The sequence below is a fragment of the Vibrio sp. 10N.261.46.A3 genome (genome assembly GCF_041472995.1).
Lineage (GTDB): Bacteria > Pseudomonadota > Gammaproteobacteria > Enterobacterales > Vibrionaceae > Vibrio > Vibrio coralliirubri.
The window spans coordinates 51,954-78,914 of record NZ_JBFRRH010000035.1 but is presented as its reverse complement, the minus strand read 5'-3'; the positions used below and the strand labels follow the sequence as shown (position 1 = coordinate 78,914).

Here is a 26,961-nt window from a genome sequence, read left to right as displayed (position 1 = left end):
ATAAAAAGCCTTTAAAGTTAGTGACCACTTACAACTAGCAGTAACCACAAAACCAAATGCGAGTCACATCACCTTAACAATTGCGCACAAAAAACCACCAAAGCAACCTATTTTGACGTTAATGACGTGAGGTTGTGTGTTTTTAACGTTTTTGACGGGAAACGAGTTTGATTAATTCATCGATAAGGTGTTTTCTTACTCCTGCCAAAGGCCTACAGGCCACTCTTACCACTTCTCAGAATCAACGATGAATCTGGAGCAACGAAGAAGAGGTAGGCCTTTAACCAGAGTGTGTATCTACTAAACAATTTAGCGACAGATAACATTCAATCCATTAGTGAAATGAAAGCAAATAGTAAGGAACAGCTATGCTTGCCAATATAAAAAAAACAGCAATAGCAACAGCAATTATTGCAACTGCTACAACAGGTTTTGCATCAGTAGCAACCGCTGCAGAACGCAGTGAACTGACCGTTCACCCGAAAGAGTACACTACATTCGTACGTAACTTTAACCCGTACCTTGGTGCTACTAACCTACATACTACAACTGACTTCATGTATGAGCCGCTAGTAGTATTTAACGAAATGCACGGTAACACTCCAGTGTTCCGTCTAGCTGAAAACTTCAAGATGTCAGATGATCTGATGAGCGTTGTTTTCGACATTCGTAAGGGTGTTAAATGGTCAGACGGAGAAACTTTCTCTGCTGATGATGTTGTTTTTTCTTTCAACCTTGTAAAAGAGAAACCAGAGCTTGACCAATCTGGTATCAACTCTTGGGTAACTTCTGTAGAAAAACTGAACGACAGCCAAGTTAAGTTCACACTAACAGAAGCAAACTCAAACGTACCTTACGAGATTGCTAAAGTACCTGTAGTACCTAAGCACATCTGGAAAGACGTTAAAGATCCATCAACGTTTACCAATGAGAACCCGGTAGGTTCTGGTCCATTTACAGAAATCGATACGTTTACAGCGCAACTATACATCCAGTGTGCAAACCCGAACTACTGGGATGCAGACAACCTAGATGTTGACTGTCTACGTGTTCCACAAATTGCGAACAACGACCAATTCCTAGGTAAAGTTGTAAACAGTGAAATGGACTGGACGTCTTCTTTTGTTCCAGATATCGATCGTACATACGCAGCAGCTAGCCCTAAACACCACTACTGGTACCCGCCAGCAGGTACACAGGCATTCATCGTTAACTTCAAGCACCCTGATGCTGCGAAGCATGAAGCATTGAGCAACGTTGACTTCCGTCGTGCTTTCTCTATGGCTCTTGACCGTCAAACTATCATCGACATCGCATTCTACGGTGGCGGTACTGTGAACGATTTCGCATCGGGTCTTGGCTACGCTTTTGAAGCTTGGTCTGATGAAAAAACTCACGACAAGTACAAAGGCTTCAACACATACAACGCTGAAGGCGCGAAGAAGCTTCTTGCTGACGCTGGCTTCAAAGATGTAAACAAAGATGGTTTTGTTGACACTCCATCAGGTAAGTCTTTCGAACTAATGATTCAATCGCCAAACGGCTGGACTGACTTCAACAACACAGTTCAACTAGCGGTAGAACAGCTGAACGAAATCGGTATTAAAGCGAAAGCTCGTACACCTGACTTCTCTGTTTACAACCAAGCAATGCTTGAAGGTACATACGACGTAGCATACACAAACTACTTCCACGGTGCGGATCCATACACGTACTGGAACAGTGCTTACAACTCATCACTACAATCTGGTGATGGTATGCCTCGTTTCGCAATGCACTTCTACAAAAACGACAAGCTAGATGGTCTTCTAAACAGCTTCTACAAAACAGCTGATAAGAACGAGCAGCTAGACATTGCACACGGTATCCAGCAAATCATCGCTGCAGACCAAGTGACAATCCCTGTGATGTCTGGTGCTTACATGTACCAATACAACACAACTCGCTTCACTGGTTGGTGGAACGAAGAAAATCCAAAAGGCCGTCCAAACATTTGGGCTGGTATTCCAGAGCGTCTACTTCATGTACTGGACCTAAAACCAGTTAAATAAGTAATCGTTCAATCCTTGCGGCGTAACCTCTTACGCCGCTTATAAAAATCCCCACACTATCAATTGAAAGTATGGCGCTAGTCGTCAGGGGATTTTTCGTTCCAAATTTCGCTAGGAGCGACCTGAATCCAGAAACAGGGAAACAATCTGGGTGAGTAAGGTGTGAGTTATGGGTTATTTTTTAAGACGTTTGTCATTTTATTTTGTCGCGCTATTAGTTGCTGCGACGTTAAACTTTATTATTCCAAGAGCAATGCCTGGTGACCCAGTTACCATGATGTTTGCGAACGCTTCTGTACAAGTTACTCCAGAGCGTATTGCTGCAATGAAAGAACTATTAGGCTTCGTTGATGGCGGTCTACTGGTTCAATACGTAGCGTACATGAAGAACATTCTTAGCTGGGAACTTGGTACATCAATTCAATTCTACCCACTTTCTGTAAACACACTGTTGGGTGGAGCATTCGGTTGGTCGCTTTTCTTAGCCGGCACCGCAGTTATTCTTTCTTTCTCGATTGGTTCAATCCTAGGTATTTTCGCAGCGTGGAAACGCGGCAGTAAGTACGATGCCTTCGTAACTCCAGGGATGCTGATTCTACAAGCCGTTCCTCAAGTTGTTATCGCGATGATTGCACTATTTACCTTTGCAATTGGCTTGAAGTGGTTCCCAACCGGTTATGCCTACACCGCAGGTACTATGCCTGACTGGACAAGCTGGGCATTCATTAAAGATGTCGCTTACCACGCCTTCTTACCACTGTTCTGTGCTTCTGTTGTTCAAATTGGTGGCTTCCTAGTAAACATGCGTAACAACATGATCAACCTACTAGCCGAAGACTACATCACCATGGCGAAAGGCAAAGGCCTGAGCGAAAACCGAGTGGTATTCAACTACGCAGCTCGTAACGCGATGCTACCTAGTGTGACAGCCCTTTCAATGTCGCTAGGTATGGCAATCGGTGGGCAGTTAATTATCGAAATCATCTTTAACTACCCAGGTCTTGGCAGCGTACTTTTCAACGCAATTAACGCTCGTGACTACCAAGTACTGCAAGGTCAGCTGCTTATCATGACGCTATTCATGCTGTTCTTTAACCTAGTTGCAGACATGCTTTACGTTGTTCTTGACCCTCGTCTTCGTAAGGGTGGTAAATAATCATGAAAGACTTTCTAAAACTCATTTGGCGTAACCCGATGGCTCTAACAGGCGTCATCATCCTAAGTATCTTTATTCTTGGCGCGATTGCAGCTCCATTGATCACTAAACATGTACCAGACAAACGTACAGGTAACCCGCACGAATACCCTGGTTTCGTGGTGAAGTCTGCACAAACTAACCCTGATGGCTGGGTTGCTCAAAACCTAGCAGACGACCGTCGTACACTGATCATGTCTAAAAAGGCAGACCACGTACTAGGTACAACTCGTATGGGTCGTGACGTTTGGTCTCAAGTGGTATACGGCGCACGCGTATCTCTTGCTGTCGGTTTTGGTGCGGGTCTAACCGTATGTTTACTCGCAACGGTTATTGGTGTTTCTGCAGGTTACTTCGGTGGTCGTGTCGATGACGTTCTAACAGCCGCAATGAACATCATGCTGGTAATCCCTCAATACCCATTACTGTTCGTAGTAGCAGCCTTTATCGGTGAGGCAGGGCCACTCACCATAACCTTGGTTATCGGCTTTATGTCCTGGGCTTGGGGTGCCCGTGTTGTTCGCTCCCAAACCTTAGCACTGCGTGAAAAAGAGTTTGTAAAAGCCGCTGAAGTTTTGGGTGAATCTTCATTCCGTATCATCTTCGTAGAGATTCTGCCAAACCTTATCTCTATCGTTGGCGCAAGCTTCATCGGTTCGGTGATGTACGCAATCATGATGGAAGCAACCATCTCGTTCCTAGGTCTTGGTGACCCGAACACAATCAGCTGGGGCATCATGCTTTACAACGTTCAAACCTCTTCATCAATGCTGATTGGCGCTTGGTGGGAACTGTTGGCTCCTTGTATCGCACTGACACTACTTGTAACTGGTCTTGCTCTACTTAACTTCGCTGTCGATGAAATTGCTAACCCACAACTGCGTTCTCACAAAGGCATGAAGCGTTGGAAGAAACTTGCAGCACAAGACAAAGAAGAACGTGAACCAGAACTACCACCACAAAATGCACTTTGGAGCGGAGATAAATAATCATGTCTGAACCACTAATTTCTATCCGCAACTTATGCGTGGATTACATCACAGAGTCTGGCGATGTTCGTGCGTGTAACAACGTAAGTTTCGACATCGCTCCAGGTGAAGTATTCGGCCTAGCTGGTGAATCTGGCTGTGGTAAATCAACGGTCGCTTTCTCCCTCATGCGTCTTCATAAGCCGCCCGCTTACATCAGTGGTGGTGAGGTTATCTTCAACGGTGAGAACATCCTTGAATACAGTGATGACCGTATGCAATCGTTCCGTTGGAGTGAGATGTCGATGGTATTCCAGAGTGCGATGAATGCACTCAACCCAGTTCTACCGATGGAAGAGCAGTTCTGTGACGTAATCATGCGTCACACCAACATGACTCGTGAGCAAGCTAAACAACGTGCTGAAGGTCTACTTGAAATCGTCGATATTCACCCGAGCCGATTGAGTGACTACCCTCACCAATTCTCTGGTGGCATGCGTCAGCGTTTAGTTATCGCTATCGCTCTAGCACTGAATCCAAAGCTGATCATCATGGATGAGCCGACAACCGCACTTGATGTGGTTGTGCAACGTGAAATCCTACAAAAGATCTATGCACTGAAAGAAGAGTTTGGCTTCTCGATTCTGTTCATCACCCATGACTTGTCATTGATGGTCGAGTTCTCTGACCGCATCGGCATCATGTACTCAGGTGAGCTAATCGAAGTAGCTAACTCTCAAGATATTCTAGAAAACCCTTACCACCCTTACACCAAAGGGCTGGGAAGTTCTTTCCCTCCACTGACAGGGCCAAAGACAAAGTTAGCAGGTATTCCGGGTAACCCTCTGAACCTGTTAGAGATCCCTGAAGGGTGTCGTTTCCAAGCTCGTTGTGACCGTGTACATGAAACGTGTACCAAGGTGCCAACCAAGCTGCGTTCTATCGACCCGGGACATTTGTCTAACTGTCACCTGTACGGTGACCCAATAGTACAAAGGAAGCTATAGCTTGCACGCTGACTCAGCGTGAATAACGAACAAGGCGGCTCGACCGCCTAAAAACAAGCAAAGCGAATAAGGATTCTGGAGACAATTATGAGCAAAGATTTCGGTCAATTATTGGTAGAAGGCAAGAATGTCGTAAAAGACTTCCCAATAAGCAGTACCACCATTCAAACCCCTATGATGCGTGCGATTAACGACGTGTCATTCAAGATGTACAAAAGCCGCGGCCTAGCAGTGGTTGGTGAGTCTGGTTCAGGCAAATCAACAACCGCAAAAATGATCGCAAAAATGTACGCACCTTCGGGCGGCACGATCGAATACAAAGGTCGTGATATCCAAGAGATCTCAAGCAGAAAAGATCTTATGCACTACCGTGAAGGCGTGCAGATGGTATGGCAAGACCCGTTTGGTTCCTTGAACCCAACGCACAATATCTTCCACCACATTGCTCGACCACTGTTGATCCACAAGAAAGTATCTCCGGGCAACAAGAAAGAGCTAGAAGAACGCGTTTACGATCTTTTAGAGCAAGTCGGTCTCATTCCACCAAAAGAGACGGCGAAAAAGTACCCTCACCAGCTGTCTGGTGGTCAGCGTCAACGTGTCAACCTAGCCCGCAACATCGCGGTAGGTGCAGAAGTTGTATTAGCCGATGAACCAACATCAATGCTTGATGTATCAATTCGTGCGGGCGTTTTGAACCTGATGGAAGAGATGAAGTTCGAGAAGCAAATGTCTCTGCTTTACATCACTCACGATATCGCAACCGCTCGTTACATCGCTGAAGACCTTTCGGTGATGTACGTGGGACACATGGTGGAATGGGGCGATACCGATGACGTTATTGCTAACCCTCAACACCCTTACACTCAGCTATTGGTTTCGGCAGTACCAGATCCTAAGAAATCGATCCACGAGCAACTTGCTGGTAATAAAGGGGAGATTCCTCTGTGGACACCAGTATCAGCAGGCTGCCCATTTGCAGGTCGTTGTACTCATGCAATGGATAAGTGTAAAGAGCAGCTACCAGGGGTTACACAGCTAGCTGATAACCACTTTGTCCGCTGTTACCTACACGAAAGCTAAGCAATAAAACCCAAGTTAGGGTCTGCGGGCCCTAACTATTTATATCCAAAACATTCAAGTACCTAGCCAATAGAAACTAGGACTGTCGGAGAATATTGATGCTGTTATTGACCAACCATATTGGCTATGAGTCCACAGGCCCCAAGCAAGCTATCCTACAAACTAAGAAAGCTCGCCTATCTAGCACAACGGCTCTACTCGTCTGTGCTGACAACCATATGACTGTCGGAAGTTTTGATGTAGTTAAACAAGGCCGCATAGCAAATTGGCATCAAGGACAATTCTTCACTATCGATTTCAGTTCAGTCACTGAATCTGGTCGCTACTATCTACGTTTTGACAACCTGCGTTCAGAAATATTTGAGATTGGTAGCAACCTATTAATGAACCACACGTTTTCTGATGTGCTTCATTACTTTAAGTCACAACGCTGTGGCGGTATTTTCGACAAAAAAGATCGACAAGCACAAATTCTAGGTACCGACCGATACGTCGATGTCCACGGTGGGTGGTATGACGCATCAGGTGATGTCAGTAAATATTTTAGCCACCTGTCTTATGGCAACTACCTAAACCCACAACAAATTCCAATGGTCGTTTGGAACATGCTAAAAAGCGTACGCTTGACTAGCCATAATCCTGACTTCCCGAAATTCTCCATGACTCGTCTAACGGAAGAGGCTCTGTTCGGTGCCGACTTCTTAGTGCGTATGCAAGACGCTGACGGATACTTCTATATGACGGTATTCGATAAATGGAGCAAAGATATCAACCAGCGTGATATCTGTGCTTATGCGACTCAAGAAGGTCATAAATCAACGGACTTACAAGCGGGCTTCCGACAAGGTGCAGGTGTTGCTATCGCAGCATTAGCCGCAGCTTCTGAGCTTGAAATCTCTGGCAGCTACTCGAGCCACACTTACCTTGAAGCGGCGGTTAAGGGTTACTGGCACCTAAAAGAGTACAACCTCCAGTATCTAAACGATGGTGAAGAGAACATCATCGATGAGTATTGCGCCCTACTCGCAGCCAATGAGCTGTATCGCGTAACGCAAGACCAGCAATACCTATCAGAAGCAAGAACTTGGGCGACTCGTTTAATCTCTCGCCAACAGTCAGATAATTCATTTGAGCACTTCTGGTCTGCAAACTCTGATGGCTCTCGTCCATACTTTCACGCAGCAGAAGCCGGCCTTCCGGTGATTACACTATGCGAATACATCAACAACGAAACCGATGCTGAATTAAAAGAACAGGCGCGCACAGTTGTTGAACAAGCTTGTCAGTTCGAAATCAACATCACCGACAAAGTCACCAACCCATTCGGCTACCCAAGACAGTACGTTAAGTCTGTCGATGGTGATAAACGTGATGCCTTCTTCGTGGCTCAACAGAACGAAACCGGTTACTGGTGGCAAGGCGAGAACGCACGCCTTGGTTCACTCGCCACCATGGCTTACCTAGTTCAACCACATATTAAAGATAGCGAACTTCAAGAACGCTTAATCCAGCTTTCACAAAATAGCCTTGATTGGATCTTGGGCCTCAACCCATACCACATGAGCATGCTCGATGGTCATGGCCACAACAACCCAGACTACCTACCTCAGCTTGGTTTCTTCAATGCGAAAGGCGGTATCTGTAATGGCATCACAGCTGGTTTTGAAGATGAACAAGACATTGCGTTCAATCCACCAGCACAAAAAGATGACATGCTTCAAAACTGGCGCTGGGGTGAACAATGGATCCCTCATGGTGCGTGGTTCCTATTAGCCACCGCTGCACAGTTCAACTTCTTAGCTCAGCGTAAGGAGCAATAATCATGACTCTTTACTACGTAGGTATTGATGGTGGCGGCACTTCTTGTCGAGCTCGTATTCGTGACGACCAAGGCAAACTGATTGGTGAAGCGAGAAGTGGCAGTGCCAACATCCTATTGGGCGTGGATGTTGCGATGAATTCTATTGTTGATGCCATTACCCAGGCGGCTCAGCAAGGACAACTCAACTCTAACGATTTTTCTAATATGCATGTTGGCCTAGCGCTGGCTGGTGCAGAGCAAAAATCAGCATGGTTCGACTTCATGGCTCAACCACACCCTTTCGCAAGCATGACACTAAATACCGACGCTTATGGCGCTTGCATTGGTGCTCACAATGGCCAAAACGGCGCAATCATGATTGGTGGTACGGGTTCTTGCGGTATCTACCTAAAAGACGGCGAGCAACATGTGGTTGGCGGTCGTGAATTCCCGATTTCAGATCAAGGCGGAGGCGCGGTTATGGGCTTACGTTTGATTCAACAAGTCTTGCTTGCAGAAGACGGTATTCGCAGCAAAACCCACCTGACTCAGCACGTTATGAATCACTTTGATAATGATGTGGATGCCATCGTCGAATGGTCAAAAGGCGCACTACCAAAAGACTACGGTCAATTCTCGCCAGTGATTTTTCAACTCGCTAACAAAGGCGATGAACTGGCTATCGAGATGCTCAAGCAAACCGCGGCTGATATCGAAATGTTTGTCTTAGCACTGCATCGAAAAGGCGCTGACAAGGTGTGCTTAATGGGAAGTATCGCTGAGCGTATTCTCAACTGGCTATCACCACCAGTACAACAATGGATCGTAAAACCTCAATTCGACGCTATTGAAGGCGCATTGATGTTTGCCGGAAAACCACAACACAACTTGTATCAACAGGCTTAGCAGGGAAGTTATATGAATTATCGCATCGACTTAGCTGTTCTTTCTGAACAAAAAAATAACTGCCGATTTGGCCTTACGGTACATAACTTAAGTGACCTCGACGTAAAAGATTGGTCTCTGCACTTTGCATTTGATCGTTTCATCCTTCCAGAGAGTTTATCGCAAGGAGAGCTGACTCAAGTTGGCAGCTTTTGCTCGTTCACACCAAGTTCGTCAGTGTTAAAGGCCAACAACCATTACTACCTTGAATTCAGTATTCAAAGCGCACCATTCCGCTTCTATTCTGATGGCCTTAACGATGCCTTTATCCAGTCATATCATGATGGAGAAACATCGGTACTGCCTGTCGCGATATCACCTATTGTTCTAGCGTCACCATACCGTGAACGCAACCAGATACCTGAAGTGAATGCAGCTGAGATTGCATTGATTCCTCAGCCGAACCAGATCGAACTTAAGCAAGGTAGTTTCCCGCTAAGTAGGTTCGCGCTAAATAGCGACTGCAAAATTGAGGTTCAATCTCATCTTGCTGATAAGGCAGTCTCTTGGTTCCAGCAAGAATTGCTATTGACCTTTGAGTTGTCTCTTTCGAACGCGCTTTCAGCTGAACTTTCAAAAAACGAAAGCGGCGACATTCTATTTCGCAGCAACCCGACGCTAGATGAAGCTGAATACAAGCTGACCATCACTGCACAACAGATTATTGCTGAATCAGGTAGCCAATCAGGCTTTACACACGCCGTGGCAAGTTTGATTCAATTGGTTCAACAACAAGATGCCGAAAGCTTCTCTGTGCCATGTTGTAAAATCGCCGATCAACCTCGTTTCAAATACCGCGGCATGATGTTGGATTGCGCTCGTCACTTCCACTCAGTGGATCAAGTGAAGCGTTTAATCAACCAATTGGCGCACTACAAATTCAACGTTTTTCACTGGCACCTAACCGATGATGAAGGCTGGAGAATTGAGATAAAGAGCCTGCCACAACTAACAGAAATTGGCGCTTGGCGTGGCCCTGCTCATGCACTAGAGCCGCAATATACCCACATTGCGGACAACTATGGCGGCTTCTACACACAACAACAGATTCGCGAAGTCATTGAATACGCAGAGCAACGCAGCATCACGGTGATCCCAGAGATCGATATTCCGGGACACTGTCGCGCCGCAATCAAATCTCTGCCTGACATGCTGGTAGAGCAAGCGGATACCACTCAATACAAGAGCATTCAGCACTACAACGACAACGTCCTAAACCCAGGCTTGCCCGGCACTTACCAATTCTTAGACGCGGTTATTGAAGAAGTCGCAGAGCTGTTCCCTAGCGAATTGATTCACATGGGTGCAGACGAAGTGCCTCCGGGCGTGTGGACCAACAGCCCTGCTGCTCAAGCATTGATGAAAGAACACCAGTACCAAGACAGCAAAGACCTACAAGGCCACCTATTCCGCTACGCCGAAAACAAGCTTAAGCAACTCGGCAAACGCATGGTCGGCTGGGAAGAAGCACAGCACGGCGACAAGGTGAGTAAAGAGACCATCATCTACTCATGGCTCAGTGAAGAAGCGGCTGTCAATTGCGCTCGCCAAGGCTTTGATGTGGTGTTGCAACCTGCACAGTTTACCTATCTCGACATGACCCAAGATTATGCACCGGAAGAACCGGGCGTAGATTGGGCTGCCGTTATCCCATTAGAACAAGCTTATACCTACGAAGCACTTGCTGAGATATCCGACACCGACCCAATTCGTAAGCGGATCCGCGGAATTCAGTGTGCTCTATGGTGTGAGATCGTCACCAACCAAAAGCGTATGGATTACATGGTATTCCCAAGAATTAGCGCTTTAGCTGAAGGATGTTGGACACATAAAAACAACCGAAACTGGCTAGATTACCTGTCTCGCCTAAAGGGGCATCTGCCATTACTCGACAGACTCAATGTTGATTATCGCAACCCTTGGAAAGCTCAATAAAACAAACCAAAGCGACACTCACACCGAGTGGTTGCTGACTCAAATTAAGGTGCTCAGTTAGATACGACTCAGCATCACTATTTAAAAATTAGCTGCATAAATGCAGTTTGTTAAAAAGGAAATGACAATGAAATACGGCTATTTCGATAACGACAATCGCGAATACGTCATCACTCGCCCTGATGTACCAGCACCTTGGACAAACTACCTAGGTACTGAAAAGTTTTGTACCGTGATTTCACACAATGCGGGCGGTTACTCGTTCTACAATTCTCCGGAATACAACCGTGTTACTAAGTTCCGTCCAAACGGCACATTCGACCGCCCAGGACACTATGTTTACCTACGTGATGATGAAACGGGTGATTACTGGTCTATCTCTTGGCAGCCAGTGGCAAAGAGCCTAGATGAAGCGAACTACGAAGTTCGTCACGGCCTGTCATACTCAAAATTCAAATGTGAATACAGCGGTATTACCGCAACAAAGACGCTATTCGTACCTAAGGGTGAAGATGCAGAAGTCTGGGATGTTGTATTAAAGAACAACACTGACAAGCCACGTACTATCAGCACTTTCTCGTTTGTTGAGTTCTCTTTCAGCCATATTCAATCAGATAATCAAAACCATCAGATGTCTTTGTACTCTGCGGGCACGTCTTACCAAGAAGGTGTTCTGGAATACGACCTGTACTACAACACTAACGACTTTGAAGGCTTCTACTACCTAGCTTCAACTTTCTCACCAGACAGCTACGATGGCCAACGTGACAACTTCCTTGGTATGTACCGTGATGAAGCAAATCCAATTGCGGTTGAAAACGGTAAGTGTTCTAACAGTGCTCAAACTTGTTACAACCATTGTGGTTCTCTGCACAAGCAATTTACGATTCAGCCCGGTGAAGAAGTTCGCTTTGCGTATGTACTAGGTATCGGTAAAGGCAACGGTGAACGCCTACGTGAGAAGTACCAAGACACAGCAAACGTAGACGCCGCTTTCCAAGGCATCAAAGATCACTGGGACGAGCGTTGCAACAAATTCCAAGTTAAGTCGCCAAACGAAGGCTTAGACACCATGATCAACACTTGGACACTGTACCAAGCAGAAACCTGTGTAGTTTGGTCACGCTTTGCATCATTCATTGAAGTTGGGGGTCGTACTGGTCTTGGCTACCGTGATACTGCGCAAGATGCGATTTCAGTACCTCATGCCAACCCACAAATGACCAAGAAACGTATTATCGACCTGCTTCGCGGCCAAGTGAAAGCGGGCTACGGTCTACACTTGTTCGATCCAGACTGGTTCGATCCAGAGAAAGCCGACGTTGAGCCATCAAAATCACCAACGGTTGTTCCAACACCGTCAGATGACGACAAGATCCACGGCATTGAAGACACATGTTCTGATGACCACCTATGGATCGTTCCGACCATCATCAAGTACGTGATGGAAACCGGTGAACACGACTTCTTCGATGAAGTGATTCCATACGCAGACGGTGGCGACGCGACAGTTTACGAACACATGAAAGCGGCACTGAACTTCTCTGCTGAATACGTGGGTCAAACGGGTATCTGTAAAGGTCTTCGAGCTGACTGGAATGACTGTTTGAACCTAGGTGGCGGTGAATCTTCAATGGTTTCATTCCTACACTTCTGGGCGCTACAAGAATTCCTAGATCTTGCTAAGTTCCGTAATAACGATGCTGACGTTGCGAAATACACTAAAATGGCTGCTAACGTTCGCGAAGCATGTGAAACGCATCTTTGGGATGACGAGGGTGGTTGGTACATCCGTGGTCTGACTAAAAATGGCGAAAAGATCGGTACCGCTCAACAAGCTGAAGGTCGTGTGCACCTTGAGTCAAACACGCTCGCGGTTCTATCTGGTGCTGTTTCTCAAGAACGTGGTGAGAAAGCGATGGACGCTGTTGATGAGAACCTTTTCTCTGAATACGGCCTACACCTAAACTCTCCATCATTCGCAACACCAAACGATGATATCGGCTTCGTAACTCGCGTTTACCAAGGCGTAAAAGAGAATGGCGCAATCTTCTCTCACCCTAACCCATGGGCTTGGGTAGCAGAAGCGAAACTAGGTCGTGGTGACCGTGCGATGAAATTCTACGACGCACTGAACCCGTACAACCAAAACGACATGATTGAAACACGTTACGCAGAACCATACTCGTACGTGCAGTTCATCATGGGTAAAGATCACCAAGACCACGGCCGTGCAAACCACCCTTGGTTAACGGGTACGTCGGGTTGGGCTTACTTCGCGGTAACCAACTTCATTCTTGGTGTTCGTACAGGCTTTGAAGGCTTAACGGTTGATCCATGTATCCCGACTGATTGGCCAGAGTTCGAGGTTACTCGTCAATGGCGTGGCGCGACTTACAACATCACAGTGCAAAACCCGAATGCAGTAAGCAAAGGCGTTGCCTCTATCACTATCAATGGTGAGTCAGTTGAAGGCGCAATCCCAGTACAAGCAGAAGGCAGCGTGAACGATGTTGTCGTTGTTCTAGGCTAGTCACGCAATTTAACGAACAGCTCTTGTCTCAAGTCTTTACGGGCTTGAGACAATGAGACTAAAAGGATTTTCTAATGATTAAATTTGGTACAGGTGGCTGGCGCGCTTTCATTGGTGAAGAGTTCACTAGAGAAAACGTACGTTTAGTAGCGCAAGCGCTCGCTAACATCATTAACAACGAAGATGCAGCCAAGAATGGGTTTGTGATCGGCTATGACCGCCGCTTCCTTTCAGATAAAGCCGCATGTTGGTTTGCAGAAGTACTTGCGGCGAACAACATCAAAGTAAGCTTCATCGATAAGTTCGTTCCAACACCTATCGTGATGTTCCAAGCAAAAGAGATGGGATGCACCTACTCGGCGTGTATTACCGCTTCTCACAACCCCGCTGATTACAATGGTATTAAGGTGTTCATTGAAGGCGGTCGCGATGCCGATGAGATCATCACAGAGAAGATCGAACAGCAAATCGCAACACTGACCAACGAAGATGTTATCCGAGTCGATTTCGAACAAGCATTAAACGACAAAGAAATCGTGATCATCAACCCGATGAACGACTTTGTTGATTCAATCATCAACTTCATCGATATCGATTCAATCAAGAAAGCTAACCTACGTGTACTGATTGATCCAATGTTTGGCGTAGCGAAAAATGCTCTACAAACCGTGTTGATTAACGGTCGCTGTGATGTCGACGTCATCAACGATGGTAAGAACCCAGATTTTGGTGGTTTGATGCCATCTCCAAATGCTGCAACGCTGTATCGCTTGAAGCACTTAGTTGCAGCAGAAGGCTATGACATTGGTATTGGTACTGATGGCGATGCCGACCGTTTGGGAATCATCGATGAGAAAGGTCACTTCATTCACCCTAACGAAGTGCTACTCCTGCTTTACTACTACTTGCTGGAATACAAAGGCTGGAAGGGCTCTGTCGTTCGTAACATCGCAACCACACATCTACTGGATAAAGTGGCGGCAGATCATGGTGAGAAGAGCTTTGAGGTTCCTGTAGGCTTTAAGCACATCAGCTCGCAAATGGAGGCTGATGACTCTCTGATTGGCGGCGAAAGTTCAGGTGGTTTAACCATTCGTGGTCACATCAAAGGTAAAGATGGCGTATTTGCTTCAAGCTTACTGGTTGAGATGATCAGTGTGACAGGCAAGAAGCTGTCTGAATTACTTGATGAGATTTACTCTAAATATGGCTATGCCTATACCGCGGAAGGCGATTGTAAGTTTAAACCTTCAGAGAAAGAAGCGCTCTACACTAAGATCTACGTCGAGAAGCAACTACCTGAATTTGAATACGAAATTGAAAAAGTCAGCTATGAAGATGGTGCCAAGGTGTACTTCAAGAATGGCGGCTGGGTTATTGCTCGCTTCTCAGGAACAGAGCCGTTACTACGAATCTTCGCAGAAATGGAAGATAAAGACACTGCAGAACGTGTTCTTCAAAAAGTGAAAGACTTCCTCTCTCTATAGGCTTATAGAGTGCAGCAGTTTTGTATGGGACTTAACAAATCACTGCCTTGTTAAAGCCTATAGATGAAGAACTCTTGCCCAGTACTTTGATTAAAGTGCTGGGCTTTTTTATCACGATTCCTGTAACGATTAGTATCGCGTTATATCTCTTTAAAAAGCCAATACGCCTTTGGTATCGACTTTTACGTTGACCGGCATACCCACTTCAAGTGCTTCTGACGAGGTTGCTAATAACTTCTGACCATGCGCTTCGATTACATAACGACAGTGATCGCCCATAAATTGCTGTTCTAGCACCGAAATAGCACTATCTTGCTCGTAACTTGCTTGGATATGCTGAGGCCTTAGCAGAAGCTCACATGTATTGCCGAACTCAATCTCCGTTTGCGGTTTAGCTTCAACCATACCCAAACTGGTTTCAAATTCATGCTCTGAAATACGCTGTGCATTAAGGTAGCTACCGCCACCCAAAAAGTCTGCAACGAACTTACTCGAAGGATGGAAATACAACTCAGATGCCGAACCATACTGCTCAATCACACCATGGTTCATTACTGCCATTTTATCTGCAAATGCGAACGCTTCTTCACGGCTGTGAGTTACGAAGATAGCTGTAACACCCTGCTTCTTAAAGATCTTACGAATCTGAGAAATCAGCTCATGACGAACCTGAGTATCGATGTTTGAGAATGGTTCATCTAACAGTAGTAAGTCTGGCTTGTACGCCAAAGAACGAGCAATCGCGACACGCTGCTGTTGACCACCTGAAAGTTGGTGTGGGTAGCGGTCACCGTACTCATCTAAATGAACCAGCTCCAGCATCTCTTGAACCTTGTCTTTCTTTTGCTGCTCAGAAAGGTCTTTCAAGCCAAAGCCGACATTCTGGTTTACCGTCAGGTGCGGAAACAGGGCGTAATCTTGGAAAATCATACCAATGTTACGCTGCTCTGGTGGCAGCCAATTCTCGCCATCATCAATGGTTTGACAGTTCAAACTCATCACACCGCTACTTAATGGAAGTAAGCCCGCGATCGCCTTCAGTAAGGTCGTTTTACCGCAGCCACTCGCACCAAGAAGACAAACAATTTCACCATGCTCAACTTCTAACGAGAGCGCTTCCAAAATGGTTTGCGACTCATACTTACAAGTCAGGTCTTTAATTGATAATGCACAACTCATTAGTTTTTCTGCTCCAAGGAACGGTTTACGATGATCAGAGGAATTAAACCCACCAACACCAATAATACAGCAGGCATCGCCGCCAATTCTAGGTGCTCATCTGAGGCATAGTTATAAACATAAGTCGCCAAAGTTTCGAAGTTGAAAGGACGCAGCAGCAATGCCGCATTCAACTCTTTCATTGATTCGATAAACACCAGTAAACCAGCGATCAATGCGCCACGTTTAATCAAAGGTAAATGAACACGGCGTAACATCTGATTGGTATTGCAACCCATGGTTTTAGAGGCCATATCCAATGAAGGGGATACTTTACTCAAGCTACTTTCAATACTGCCTATTGCCACTGCCGAAAAACGCACGACCATGGCAAAAATTAGCGCGAACATAGAACCAGAGAAGATCAAACCAGGTCGCCCCCACTCCATCACTTTCGCAATGTCATTGACTAAGTGATCCATGAACAAAACAGGTACCATCACACCAATCGCTAACACGGTGCCTGGAACGGCATAGCCCATCGAAGCGAGACGCATATAAGCCTGATTTTTCTTACTCGGACTAACGCGTTGGTTAAAGTTCACAATCATCGCGATAATCACGCCAATAATCGCAGCAGCTACCGAAACGTAAAGACTGTTGATGGCATATTCTCTGAATTCAGGGGTCCAGCTTTGAGCAAAATATTTGTAGGCGTAAATAATGAGCTGGCCAAGAGGGAACAGGAATGCAACGCAAACTAATCCCCAGCACCAGAATAGTGCCAGCCATTTTTTCCAACCAGAAAGGTCGTAACGAAAATCTTCGCGGCTACTGAACTGATTCTGGAATAGCTTCTGCTTACGGCGACTGTATCGCTCTGAGCTCAATAGTAGGATCACGATAACCAGCATGATTGCCGATATTTTCGCAGCTGCCGTTAAGCTTGAGTAGCCTAGCCAAGTATCATAAACCGCAGTCGTTAAAGTATTTACCGCAAAGTAACTCACGGTACCAAAGTCACCGATGGTTTCCATAGCAACAAGCGATAAACCGACCGCCATTGATGGACGAACAAGTGGTAAGGAGATACGACGGAAGCTTTCCCAAGGTGAGCATTTTAGCAAACGAGCGGATTGCAATAAGGAGACGTTTTGCTCCATAAATGCCGCGCGGCACAGCAAATAAACATAAGGATAGAGAACGAGAGATAGAACAATAATAGCGCCAGATAAGGTTCTAATATCCGGGAACCAATACTCACCGGGCCCCCACCCAGTAAAATCTCGCAGTAGAACCTGAACAGGACCAGCAAAGTCGAACCAATCGGTAAAGATATAGCCAACAATATAGCCTGGCATTGCTAATGGCAGGACGAGTGCCCACTGCAAAACACGCTCTCCCGGAACACGGCACATTGCCATAACCCAAGCCGACGGAATACCAAAAACTAAAGACAGGAACATGGTTCCTATGACTAAAACCACCGTATTGTAGGCATAGGTAGGCATCACTGTGGACATCAGATGAGAAAATAGCTCATCCGTTTCTCCAACAGCCGTCGTAAAAATCGCTAAGATCGGTAAAACCAGTAATACAGCAATAATGCTGCTACTGGTGTTCCATAAATAATTCTTTTCTTTCATCGCCTAACTACAACGAGGCTTAATGAAACACAAATGCATTTGCAAATACATCTCATATCCTTTTAATGGTGGGGTTATTTATACCCATATACTCTAATGACTTCAAGGTGAGATGCTAATAACTCAAGGGATCAACGGGGTGCTTTGTATCAAAAAGTGATTTTCCAATAACAAACAACCCCAAGTAGCCAAAATGGCGACTTGAGGTTGTCATTTTACTTAGGCCGAAGCCTACCGTAATAAATTATAGATCGAACTTAACTTCGTCTAATAGCTTGATTGCAGCCGCGTGGTGGTTTGCAATTTCATCTAGAGAAATAGTATCCGCTTTGAACTCGCCCCATGAAGCAACAAGCTCAGAAGGTTTAACGTCTGCTTTCACTGGGTATTCGTAGTTCACTTCTGCGTACATGCTTTGTGCTGTGTTACCAGATAGGAATTCCATCAGCTTAACGGCATTCTCTTCATTTGGAGAGTATTTAGCCATTGCCATACCAGAGATGTTTACGTGAGTACCCGTTGTTTCTTGGTTAGGGAAGTTAATGTAAACAGAGTCAGCCCAAGCTTTTTGCTCTTTATCATTAACCATCTTACCTAGGTAGTAGCTGTTACCAAGAGCAACATCACATAGACCTTCTTTAATCGCTTTAACTTGCGCGCGGTCGTTACCTTGAGGCTTACGTGCTAGGTTTGCTTTTACGCCTTCTAGCCATTCTTTCGTTTCAGCTTCACCTTTGTGAGCAATCATCGAAGATACTAGAGAAACATTGTATGGGTGCTTACCGCTACGAGTACAGATTTTGCCTTTAAATTCAGGCTTAGTTAGATCTTCGTAAGTGAACTCTTCACCTAGACGACCAACACGGTCACGTGAAGAATAAACGCTACGTGTACGAGTTGTTAGAGCGAACCATTCGTTATCTGTATCTTGGTATTGAGCAGGGATGTTCTTTTCAAGTACATCGCTCTCTACAGATTGAACTAGACCTTGTTTAGTTAGTTCAGATAGACGGCTGATATCTACAGTTAAGACAACGTCAGCTGGGCTGTATTCACCCTCTTGAGCTAACTTCTCTGCTAAACCTTTTTTAGCAAACTTAACGTTTACTTTAATGCCAGTCTCTTTTGTGAACTCTTTGAACATTGGCTCAACAAGGAAAGGTTGACGGTAAGAGTATACGTTTACTTCTTCCGCAGCCATTGCTGTCGGGGCAATTACACCACACGCTAGAGCTGAAAGTGTTAGCAGTTTCTTCATTGTAAAATCCTTTATATCGAAATGATAATGTCTATCAGTTGCGTTATTATATTCATCATTAACATAATTACAATGACGACCAACAAAAAATCCGTCTACTCAGACCATTTAAACTCTCACTTTTGTAACAAACCATTTCAACTTTGTGTCTTGTCATCCCCCTTAAACAATGGCCTAACTTCAACGCTCGTGTTTATATATTGTTCAACCGTAAATACAACAAAGCCCCGCAACAAGAGTTACGGGGCTTTCTTTGTCCAACCTAACTCATTCAGATTAGGCGACGACTGTTGATTATTTTACTGATACAAACTCAGGGTAAGCGCCGACACCACAATCGTGCATGTCCATACCTTCAAGTTCTTCATCTTCCGTTACTCGGATACCGATTGTTGCTTTAAGCACTGCCCATACCGCTAAGCTAGCACCGAATACCCATGCAAAGATGACTGCTGCACCTAATAGTTGAGCACCAAACGTTGCATCAGCGTTGCTCAGTGGCACAGCCATTAGACCGAAGAAACCACATACACCGTGTACAGAGATAGCACCTACTGGATCATCAATCTTAGCTTTGTCTAGAGCGATGATGCTGAATACAACCAATGCACCAGATACCGAACCAATCGCTACAGCAAATAGAGGTGATGGTGATAGAGGGTCTGCAGTGATTGCTACTAGGCCCGCTAACGCGCCGTTAAGAATCATTGTTAGGTCTGCTTTACCCCAAGTTGTTTTACATACTAGTAGTGCTGCAATTGCGCCCGCTGCTGCTGCTGCGTTGGTGTTAAGGAAGATTTGACCTACTGCTGTTGCGTTCTCAAAATCCGAAACCATCAGTTGAGAACCGCCGTTGAAACCGAACCAACCAAACCAAAGGATAAATGTACCTAGCGTTGCAAGTGGCATGTTTGAACCAGGAATCGGGTAGATTTCACCGTTCTTACCGTATTTACCTTTACGAGCACCGAGTAGTAAAACACCAGCCAACGCTGCTGCTGCACCAGCCATGTGTACGATACCTGAACCTGCGAAGTCACTGAAACCCGCTTCTGATAGGAAACCGCCGCCCCAAGTCCAGTAACCTTCAACTGGGTAAATGAACGCTGTTAGTACTACAGAGAAGATTAGGAATGACCAAAGCTTCATGCGCTCAGCAACCGCACCAGATACTACAGACATTGCTGTTGCAACGAATACTACCTGGAAGAAGAAGTCTGATTCTAGAGAGTGGTCTGCGCCTTCACCTTGTGTACCAATTAGAGTACCAAATGATGGTAACCAACCGCCTTCACCGTTGTCGACATACATGATGTTGTAACCAACCACTAAGAAAGCTGTACAAGCAATTGCGTACAAACAGATGTTCTTAGTTAAAATTTCTGTGGTGTTCTTTGAACGAACTAGGCCAGCTTCTAACATCGCGAAGCCTGCTGCCATCCACATTACCAACGCACCTGAAATGAGGAAGAAAAAAGTGTCTAGTGCGTAACGTAGTTCCGTTACTGTTGTTGTAAGTTCCATATTAAAGTCTCCAGTCCTTGTAATTCTTTAAAGTGCTTCAGCATCCATTTCACCAGTACGAATTCGTACGGCTTGGCTTAGGTCATACACAAAAATTTTGCCGTCGCCGATTTTTCCGGTGTGTGCCGCTTGGCTAATCGCTTCAACAACTCGGTCAACATTCTCAGCTTGGGTAGCAATCTCTAGCTTCACCTTTGGTAGGAAATCCACTTGGTATTCTGCACCACGATACAATTCTGTGTGTCCCTTCTGACGACCAAAGCCTTTCACTTCAGAAACAGTCATACCTTCAATACCCACATCAGAGAGCGCTTCGCGTACATCGTCTAATTTGAATGGCTTAACAATGGCATTTATTAATTTCATATTCGTTCCTTAAATTCTTACTTAATCCGTTAATTCTCTTATTACAATCCAAGTAGCGTGCCAAAAAGTTAAACTATTGATTTTAAACAACATGAAGATAATAAGTTCGTAATAACGAAAAAGGCCGCACCAATATGGTGCGGCCTTTTCACTATCTTAATGCGTTGCACTATTGTTGCTCCAGTTTTGGGCAACGGAGCCTTCAAAGCTCTGAGTGACTAACAAATAGGTATTAGAGACTAGTAACCTAAAAAATCCATCCAGCGTTCGATGAGCAGTTCGAAATCATCGATTCCGCAGCTTGCTTGGCTTTCACAGTTATAGAAGTCGAATTCACTGCCCTCTTCTATCTCTTGCTCATGCGCTAACACGTTTTCTTGAATCGTTACTTCATCTTCATTGATCGCAAGGCTAATCTCTTTGCCAAGCAGCGTCACTTCATTGCTCAGGTCCTGTCGAGATTGCTCAATCAACGCCATCACATGATCTAATTTCTGCTTATCTTTACCGATCTCTTCTTGAAGCCAACGGCCAACAATCTCATGGCCCATGCTGCATTTCACATAGTATTCACCCATTAGAGTGTTTCTAGTAAATTCGAATTCCATAAGGCTCCAAAGCTCTAATAAAAAGAGGCTCAATAAAAGGGTTGTGGCAAAAATGAGGCGAGAGTATATAGCGAAGTCATCAAGAGATCGAGTCGCTCGTCGTCCAGTATTCAGACATAAAAAAACGCCTTCTACGAATAGAAGGCGTTCAATCAGTTACTTAGTCAGTCAGCGATTACGCAGGCTCTTGGAAGATAACCGTGTCTGCTTTGTCCGTGTACTGACCCATTTTATGGAAGTTCAGGTAACGGTATGTATCAGCAGCGGTTGCATTAATCTTCTCAGCGTACTCTAAGTACTCTTCTTTCGTTGGGATGCGACCTAGAATCGCGCCAACAGCAGAAAGCTCAGCAGAAGCCAGATAAACGTTCGCGCCATTACCTAAGCGGTTCGGGAAGTTACGCGTTGACGTCGACATAACCGTCGAAGCATCAGCAACACGAGCTTGGTTACCCATACATAGTGAACAGCCAGGAGTTTCGATACGTACCCCAGCACGACCGAAGATGCCGTAATAGCCCTCTTCTGTCAGTTGGTCTTTATCCATCTTCGTTGGCGGAGCCACCCATAGGCGAGTATTTAGCGAGCCGTTAAACTCTTCTAGCATCTTACCTGCAGCACGGAAGTGACCGATGTTGGTCATACAAGAGCCGATGAACACTTCTTGAATCTCAGTACCTTGAACGTCAGAAAGAAGACGAGCATCATCTGGATCGTTTGGTGCACATAGGATTGGTTGATCGATATCAGCGAGATCAATCTCAATAACATGCGCGTATTCCGCATCTGAATCAGCAGATAGCAACTCAGGGTTCGCTAACCACTCTTCCATTGCCGTAATACGACGCTCAATCGTACGAACATCACCGTAACCTTCAGCAATCATCCACTTAAGCATCACGATGTTCGAGTTCAGGTACTCATCGATAGACTCTTGAGATAGCTTAACCGTACAACCTGCAGCAGAACGCTCAGCAGATGCATCAGAAAGCTCAAATGCTTGCTCAACAGATAAGTGCTCAACACCTTCAATTTCTAGTACACGACCAGAGAATTCGTTGATCTTACCGGCTTTCTCTACCGTTAGTAGACCTTGCTTGATGCCGTAAAGAGGAATGGCATGTACGAGGTCACGTAGCGTGATACCCGGTTGCATTTCACCTTTAAAGCGAACCAAGATAGATTCAGGCATATCAAGAGGCATAACGCCTGTTGCTGCAGCAAATGCTACCAAGCCAGAACCCGCAGGGAATGAAATACCTAGAGGGAAACGAGTATGCGAGTCACCACCTGTACCTACAGTATCAGGAAGAAGCATACGGTTTAGCCATGAGTGGATAACGCCATCACCCGGACGAAGTGAAACACCCGCACGGTTCATGATGAAATCAGGTAGCGTATGGTGAGTGTTTACATCTACCGGTTTAGGGTATGCCGATGTGTGACAGAAAGACTGCATTACAAGGTCTGCAGAGAAACCAAGACACGCCAGATCTTTAAGCTCATCACGAGTCATAGGACCGGTCGTATCTTGAGAACCGACTGTCGTCATTTTAGGTTCACAGTACTGACCAGCACGAACACCTTCAACGCCACATGCTTTACCAACCATCTTCTGAGCTAGCGTGTAGCCTTTATCAGATGCAGATGGATCGATTGGTTTAGCAAACAGATCCGTTTCAGCTAGACCTAGAGCGTCACGAGCACGACCCGTTAGACCACGACCGATGATCAGTGGAATACGGCCACCAGCACGCACTTCATCAAGAAGTACTTTGCTTAGCTCAAAGTTTGAAATCACAGAACCGTTCTTGTGAACAACACCTTCGTACGGGTAGATATCAATGATATCGCCCATGTTCATATCTTGTACGTTCAGTTCAATGGGTAGTGCGCCTGAATCTTCCATTGTGTTGTAGAAGATTGGTGCAATTTTACCACCAAGACAAACACCGCCAGTACGCTTGTTTGGTACGAATGGGATATCTTCACCCATGAACCAAAGTACTGAGTTTGTTGCCGATTTACGTGAAGAACCTGTACCAACAACATCACCAACGTAAGCCAGTGTAATGCCATCTTTTTGCATTTCTTCAATTTGATTGATTGGACCAACGCTACCCTGTTCATCAGGAGTAATACCATCACGTTCCATCTTCAGCATCGCTTTCGCGTGTACTGGGATATCAGGACGTGACCATGCATCAGGCGCTGGAGATAAGTCATCAGTGTTCGTTTCACCGGTAACTTTAAATACTTTAACGGTGATCTTTTCCGCTACTTTGTTTTTCGCTGTAAACCATTCAGCATCAGCCCAAGATTGAAGTACTTGTTGTGCAGATGCATTGCCAGCTTTCGCTTTCTCTTCTACGTCATAGAACGCATCGAACATCAGTAGAGTATGAGATAGCGCTTTAACAGCGATTGGAGCAAGCTCAGCATCGTCTAGTAGAGATACTAGAGATTCGATGTTGTAACCGCCTTGCATAGTACCAAGCAGTTCTGCAGCTTTTGCTTTGCTTACTAGTGGAGAAGCTACTTCACCTTTAGTGATAGCCGTAAGGAAGCCAGCTTTTACGTAAGCAGCTTCATCTACACCCGGTGGAATGCGATTTTCTAGTAGGTCAAGAACGATTTCTTCTTCACCTTGAGGTGGATTCTTCAGAAGTTCAACTAGGCCAGCTACCTGCTCAGCATCTAGTGGTTTTGGAACAACTCCTTCGGCAGCACGTTCTTCGACGTGTTTACGGTAGGCTTCAAGCACGACTTTTTTCCTCTCATTGCGGTTCACTTCTTCCCTTCATAATTGTTAGTAAAATAAAGAAGTGAACATCCTTGGAAACTTGGCTCTCCATTGCCATTTTTGTCATTCAATTTGTATTGATGAGCGGCGTCATAGAGGCCAAACTGTGGGCGGTAGAATAGCAAATTTAACGTTAAATTAAAATCTTATCATTTTGACCAACATAGCAAGTTAAGACGAAAGTCCCACTATTTTTGCCTAATTACGCACTTAAATGGCGACTCTGCGCATGGTTATTTGTAGGACGTACCTACAATCAGATACACCGAATCGAAATTATCTTCGGTTCGGCCATAAGCTAAAATGATCGGCCCGATTGGTGAATCGACACCCGCGAAAACAGAACCCGCGGTGTACATTGGCGCTTCATCAATACTCAAATCATTGTTCGACCAAACACCACCATGCTCAATGGATGCGCCCACGTAGAATGGTGATTCAAAGAGGCCGAAGTCATTTTCAAACCACTTATAACGATAGATAAGGCTGGTGTAGGCCAAGTTCTGACCAATCATACTGTTCCTTGGAATACCTGACAGGTTTAAGAAGCCACCAAGCTCCTTGGGATCGATAGGGAAAACAGAGTTTTTACTTTCTACAATGCCATAATCAAGTTTTGCGACTAGAGTATGCTTCTCGATACTCTTTGCTGCCATGAAATTAGCCGAAAGCTCATAAACCGTATCGCTTCCAGAAGCTAATTCACTATCTCCGATCTCACTACCATTTTCAAAATCATCATGAGAGACAAGGTATTCTAAATCGACAAAGTAGCCCTTGGTAGGCAAGCTGAAGTTATCCAAAGTATCCAATCGATAATTGATAAATCCACCAATACGCGTGTAACCACCATTACCTAACGAAGGTAACGAAGATACCTCAACATCCCCATCAGTATAACGAACACCAAACTTCAGCTCTTGCCATAAGGTCGGTTGATAGCCTAATGCCAATTCACCGATATACTCGCTATACGCCATTGGTAGATAGTCTTTAGTTACATCTAGCGACGGCTCTCCAATCTCGCCCTCACCCGCTGGTAGGTTTCTGTTTTCCTTGCTATAAGTAATCGATGCAGAAGTGAACAATTTTTGACTCGAAAAGAATGGCGAGTAAAGTTCAGCCTCAATTCGTTTATCCGTTCCCATCTCGATATTGGTTCTTAGCTCTGCACCGTGCGAGTTGATATCGGTAAAGTTGGCTGAAACACCAATCGAGTACTGACTGGTAGTCGAGAAGTCATCCTCAAGAAAGAATCGAAAATTGAGGTAGTTTGGCCCCCAAGATTTTTCGTTCACATTGACCTGCAGTTGCTCCTCGCCATCCACTGTGTCAAATTCATACGTCACCAACTCGAATCTATCTAGCGCATAGAGGTCTTGTACTTTAGATTCAATCTCACTGGTCTTCAGAACCTCACCTGAATCAAGGTTTAAACGGTTTTCGATCAGCTTATCGGAATAGTGGGTGTTGTTATTGATCACAACTCGGTCAACGATGGTCTGATCGCCGTGTTTCAGCTGTCTGCGTGCTTTTTGTTTGTCCTCGATATAATGCTGATAATCGGCATTTGAGAGCGATAGCTTAGAAAGTTCATCAGTATGCTGCTTAGCGGCTTCATAGCCCGCGAGGAAAGCCGATGGCATTTTATCAAATTCTGTCGTCTCCATTTCCCCAACATCTGGGCGCAGGAAAACATCGTCGTCTGTGAGTGTTTCAGCTTGCTCTTGGGTGCTGCGTTGAACAAGATAATTAGAGAGTTGATCAGCTGCCGCTAGAAAATTCGTGAAATCATCTTTGCCTTTGTAGTTGGTACTGATATCCACCGCAATGACGATGTCTGCACCCATCGCTCTGGCAACGTCGACGGGCATGTTATTGGTGACACCACCATCAACCAGCATTCGACCATCGAGTTCATAAGGAGGAAGCGCGCCGGGAACTGACATACTGGCCATCATGGCATCAACAAGGTGACCATGGTCGATGACCACCTCTTCAAGTTCGATAATGTCGGTTGCGACGGAACGGTATGGAATAGCAAGATGGTCGAAAGAATCGAATGAGGATAGATTACCTGTGGTCTCACGCAGAATACGCAACATATTCTGGCCTTGCACCACCCCTTTCCTTGCTTTGATTTCACCCCAACCTAAACCGAGGTCGGTGTTCAGTTGGTAGCGGTCTTCATATTCTTTGTCACGTACACGGCGATCACTACGGTTAACGCGATCACGATAACCGCGATTCCAATCGACCGTATAAATAAAGCTCTCGATCTCGTCTGCGCTCATCCCTGTCGCATAAAGACCACCAACGTATGAGCCCATACTGGTACCGGTAATGTAATCAACCGGAATTTTCATCTCTTCTAGGGCTTTAAGCACACCAATGTGAGCTGCACCTTTTGCCCCACCACCAGCAAGAACGACAGCAACGGTTGGCCTTTTATGAGCTTGCTCAGCCTGCTGAGATTGATCAACCTGTGTCGCAGTGGATGCAAACAGCTGAAAACTGATCACAGTACCGACAATGCCTAAGCCACTCACTAACCAACGAGAAATCATTATTTTAACTGTCCTTGTCATTCTTT

Annotated in this window: 18 protein-coding genes; 10 read left to right on the top strand and 8 right to left on the bottom strand. The window is 45.4% G+C overall.

All coding sequences use genetic code 11. The features are described from left to right. Nucleotides 1-368 precede the first annotated feature (368 nt). From AB4484_RS09940 to AB4484_RS09895, 10 genes are all read left to right on the top strand, one after another. Nucleotides 369-2,051, top strand: coding sequence for an ABC transporter substrate-binding protein (locus AB4484_RS09940; RefSeq protein ID WP_248639227.1), 1,683 nt, complete (start codon nucleotides 369-371; stop codon nucleotides 2,049-2,051). A 169-nt stretch (nucleotides 2,052-2,220) separates the two neighbouring features. After that, complete coding sequence (locus AB4484_RS09935) at nucleotides 2,221-3,207, top strand: ABC transporter permease (RefSeq protein ID WP_017633262.1); 987 nt, start codon at nucleotides 2,221-2,223, stop codon at nucleotides 3,205-3,207. Nucleotides 3,208-3,209: 2 nt separating this feature from the next. Continuing rightward, a complete protein-coding gene (locus AB4484_RS09930; RefSeq protein WP_017056648.1) occupies nucleotides 3,210-4,235 on the top strand; it encodes an ABC transporter permease in 1,026 nt (341 codons plus the stop codon). A 2-nt stretch (nucleotides 4,236-4,237) separates the two neighbouring features. After that, nucleotides 4,238-5,221, top strand: coding sequence for an ABC transporter ATP-binding protein (locus tag AB4484_RS09925; protein WP_048605693.1), 984 nt, complete (start codon nucleotides 4,238-4,240; stop codon nucleotides 5,219-5,221). A gap of 87 nt (nucleotides 5,222-5,308) precedes the next feature. Beyond that, complete coding sequence (locus AB4484_RS09920; RefSeq protein ID WP_017059411.1) at nucleotides 5,309-6,304, top strand: ABC transporter ATP-binding protein; 996 nt, start codon at nucleotides 5,309-5,311, stop codon at nucleotides 6,302-6,304. 98 nt (nucleotides 6,305-6,402) lie between these two features. Further along, complete coding sequence (locus AB4484_RS09915) at nucleotides 6,403-8,124, top strand: glycoside hydrolase family 9 protein (RefSeq protein WP_372077842.1); 1,722 nt, start codon at nucleotides 6,403-6,405, stop codon at nucleotides 8,122-8,124. Between the two features lie 2 nt (nucleotides 8,125-8,126). Continuing rightward, nucleotides 8,127-9,011: a BadF/BadG/BcrA/BcrD ATPase family protein gene (locus tag AB4484_RS09910; protein ID WP_372077840.1), complete on the top strand. Its 885-nt coding sequence runs from the start codon at nucleotides 8,127-8,129 to the stop codon at nucleotides 9,009-9,011. A 12-nt stretch (nucleotides 9,012-9,023) separates the two neighbouring features. Continuing rightward, nucleotides 9,024-10,985: a beta-N-acetylhexosaminidase gene (locus AB4484_RS09905; RefSeq protein WP_372077838.1), complete on the top strand. Its 1,962-nt coding sequence runs from the start codon at nucleotides 9,024-9,026 to the stop codon at nucleotides 10,983-10,985. A gap of 127 nt (nucleotides 10,986-11,112) precedes the next feature. Continuing rightward, nucleotides 11,113-13,518, top strand: coding sequence for a GH36-type glycosyl hydrolase domain-containing protein (locus AB4484_RS09900; RefSeq protein WP_372077836.1), 2,406 nt, complete (start codon nucleotides 11,113-11,115; stop codon nucleotides 13,516-13,518). Nucleotides 13,519-13,592: 74 nt separating this feature from the next. Then, nucleotides 13,593-15,005, top strand: a complete 1,413-nt coding sequence (locus tag AB4484_RS09895; RefSeq protein WP_050647987.1) for a phosphoglucomutase/phosphomannomutase family protein — start codon at nucleotides 13,593-13,595, stop codon at nucleotides 15,003-15,005. Between the two features lie 150 nt (nucleotides 15,006-15,155). On the opposite strand, the gene AB4484_RS09890 is transcribed toward AB4484_RS09895, so the two are convergent. The 8 genes from AB4484_RS09890 to AB4484_RS09855 form a co-directional block, all read right to left on the bottom strand. Further along, nucleotides 15,156-16,184, bottom strand: a complete 1,029-nt coding sequence (locus tag AB4484_RS09890; RefSeq protein WP_017059417.1) for an ABC transporter ATP-binding protein — start codon at nucleotides 16,182-16,184, stop codon at nucleotides 15,156-15,158. Then, the gene (locus tag AB4484_RS09885; protein WP_248384505.1) at nucleotides 16,184-17,809 is read right to left on the bottom strand and encodes an iron ABC transporter permease; all 1,626 of its coding nucleotides are present in this window, start codon (nucleotides 17,807-17,809) and stop codon (nucleotides 16,184-16,186) included. Before AB4484_RS09885 ends, AB4484_RS09890 begins: the two co-directional genes overlap by 1 nt. Before the next feature lie 244 nt (nucleotides 17,810-18,053). Further along, nucleotides 18,054-19,067 carry a Fe(3+) ABC transporter substrate-binding protein gene (locus AB4484_RS09880; RefSeq protein ID WP_016790767.1) on the bottom strand — a complete coding sequence of 338 codons (1,014 nt, stop codon included), beginning with the start codon at nucleotides 19,065-19,067 and terminating at the stop codon, nucleotides 18,054-18,056. A 294-nt stretch (nucleotides 19,068-19,361) separates the two neighbouring features. Continuing rightward, nucleotides 19,362-20,591 carry an ammonium transporter gene (locus AB4484_RS09875; protein WP_048605711.1) on the bottom strand — a complete coding sequence of 410 codons (1,230 nt, stop codon included), beginning with the start codon at nucleotides 20,589-20,591 and terminating at the stop codon, nucleotides 19,362-19,364. A gap of 27 nt (nucleotides 20,592-20,618) precedes the next feature. Further along, nucleotides 20,619-20,957: a P-II family nitrogen regulator gene (glnK, locus tag AB4484_RS09870; RefSeq protein ID WP_004738200.1), complete on the bottom strand. Its 339-nt coding sequence runs from the start codon at nucleotides 20,955-20,957 to the stop codon at nucleotides 20,619-20,621. Nucleotides 20,958-21,196: 239 nt separating this feature from the next. After that, nucleotides 21,197-21,565, bottom strand: a complete 369-nt coding sequence (locus AB4484_RS09865) for a YacL family protein (RefSeq protein WP_372077833.1) — start codon at nucleotides 21,563-21,565, stop codon at nucleotides 21,197-21,199. Nucleotides 21,566-21,740: 175 nt separating this feature from the next. Beyond that, entirely contained in the window at nucleotides 21,741-24,329 is a 2,589-nt protein-coding gene (acnB, locus tag AB4484_RS09860) for a bifunctional aconitate hydratase 2/2-methylisocitrate dehydratase (RefSeq protein WP_372077831.1), read from the bottom strand. A gap of 272 nt (nucleotides 24,330-24,601) precedes the next feature. Further along, the gene (locus AB4484_RS09855) at nucleotides 24,602-26,935 is read right to left on the bottom strand and encodes a patatin-like phospholipase family protein (RefSeq protein WP_372077829.1); all 2,334 of its coding nucleotides are present in this window, start codon (nucleotides 26,933-26,935) and stop codon (nucleotides 24,602-24,604) included. Nucleotides 26,936-26,961 lie beyond the last annotated feature (26 nt).

Bases quoted from the DNA above. Each gene is read 5' to 3' on its own strand.
- AB4484_RS09925 (WP_048605693.1), top strand. From the start codon at position 4,238: ATGTCTGAACCACTAATTTCTATCCGCAACTTATGCGTGGATTACATC.
- AB4484_RS09935 (WP_017633262.1), top strand. From the start codon at position 2,221: ATGGGTTATTTTTTAAGACGTTTGTCATTTTATTTTGTCGCGCTATTA.
- AB4484_RS09915 (WP_372077842.1), top strand. From the start codon at position 6,403: ATGCTGTTATTGACCAACCATATTGGCTATGAGTCCACAGGCCCCAAG.
- AB4484_RS09920 (WP_017059411.1), top strand. From the start codon at position 5,309: ATGAGCAAAGATTTCGGTCAATTATTGGTAGAAGGCAAGAATGTCGTA.
- AB4484_RS09910 (WP_372077840.1), top strand. From the start codon at position 8,127: ATGACTCTTTACTACGTAGGTATTGATGGTGGCGGCACTTCTTGTCGA.
- AB4484_RS09890 (WP_017059417.1), bottom strand. From the start codon at position 16,184: ATGAGTTGTGCATTATCAATTAAAGACCTGACTTGTAAGTATGAGTCG.
- AB4484_RS09865 (WP_372077833.1), bottom strand. From the start codon at position 21,565: ATGGAATTCGAATTTACTAGAAACACTCTAATGGGTGAATACTATGTG.
- AB4484_RS09930 (WP_017056648.1), top strand. From the start codon at position 3,210: ATGAAAGACTTTCTAAAACTCATTTGGCGTAACCCGATGGCTCTAACA.
- AB4484_RS09905 (WP_372077838.1), top strand. From the start codon at position 9,024: ATGAATTATCGCATCGACTTAGCTGTTCTTTCTGAACAAAAAAATAAC.
- AB4484_RS09895 (WP_050647987.1), top strand. From the start codon at position 13,593: ATGATTAAATTTGGTACAGGTGGCTGGCGCGCTTTCATTGGTGAAGAG.
- AB4484_RS09940 (WP_248639227.1), top strand. From the start codon at position 369: ATGCTTGCCAATATAAAAAAAACAGCAATAGCAACAGCAATTATTGCA.
- AB4484_RS09880 (WP_016790767.1), bottom strand. From the start codon at position 19,067: ATGAAGAAACTGCTAACACTTTCAGCTCTAGCGTGTGGTGTAATTGCC.
- AB4484_RS09855 (WP_372077829.1), bottom strand. From the start codon at position 26,935: ATGATTTCTCGTTGGTTAGTGAGTGGCTTAGGCATTGTCGGTACTGTG.
- AB4484_RS09885 (WP_248384505.1), bottom strand. From the start codon at position 17,809: ATGAAAGAAAAGAATTATTTATGGAACACCAGTAGCAGCATTATTGCT.
- AB4484_RS09875 (WP_048605711.1), bottom strand. From the start codon at position 20,591: ATGGAACTTACAACAACAGTAACGGAACTACGTTACGCACTAGACACT.
- glnK (WP_004738200.1), bottom strand. From the start codon at position 20,957: ATGAAATTAATAAATGCCATTGTTAAGCCATTCAAATTAGACGATGTA.
- AB4484_RS09900 (WP_372077836.1), top strand. From the start codon at position 11,113: ATGAAATACGGCTATTTCGATAACGACAATCGCGAATACGTCATCACT.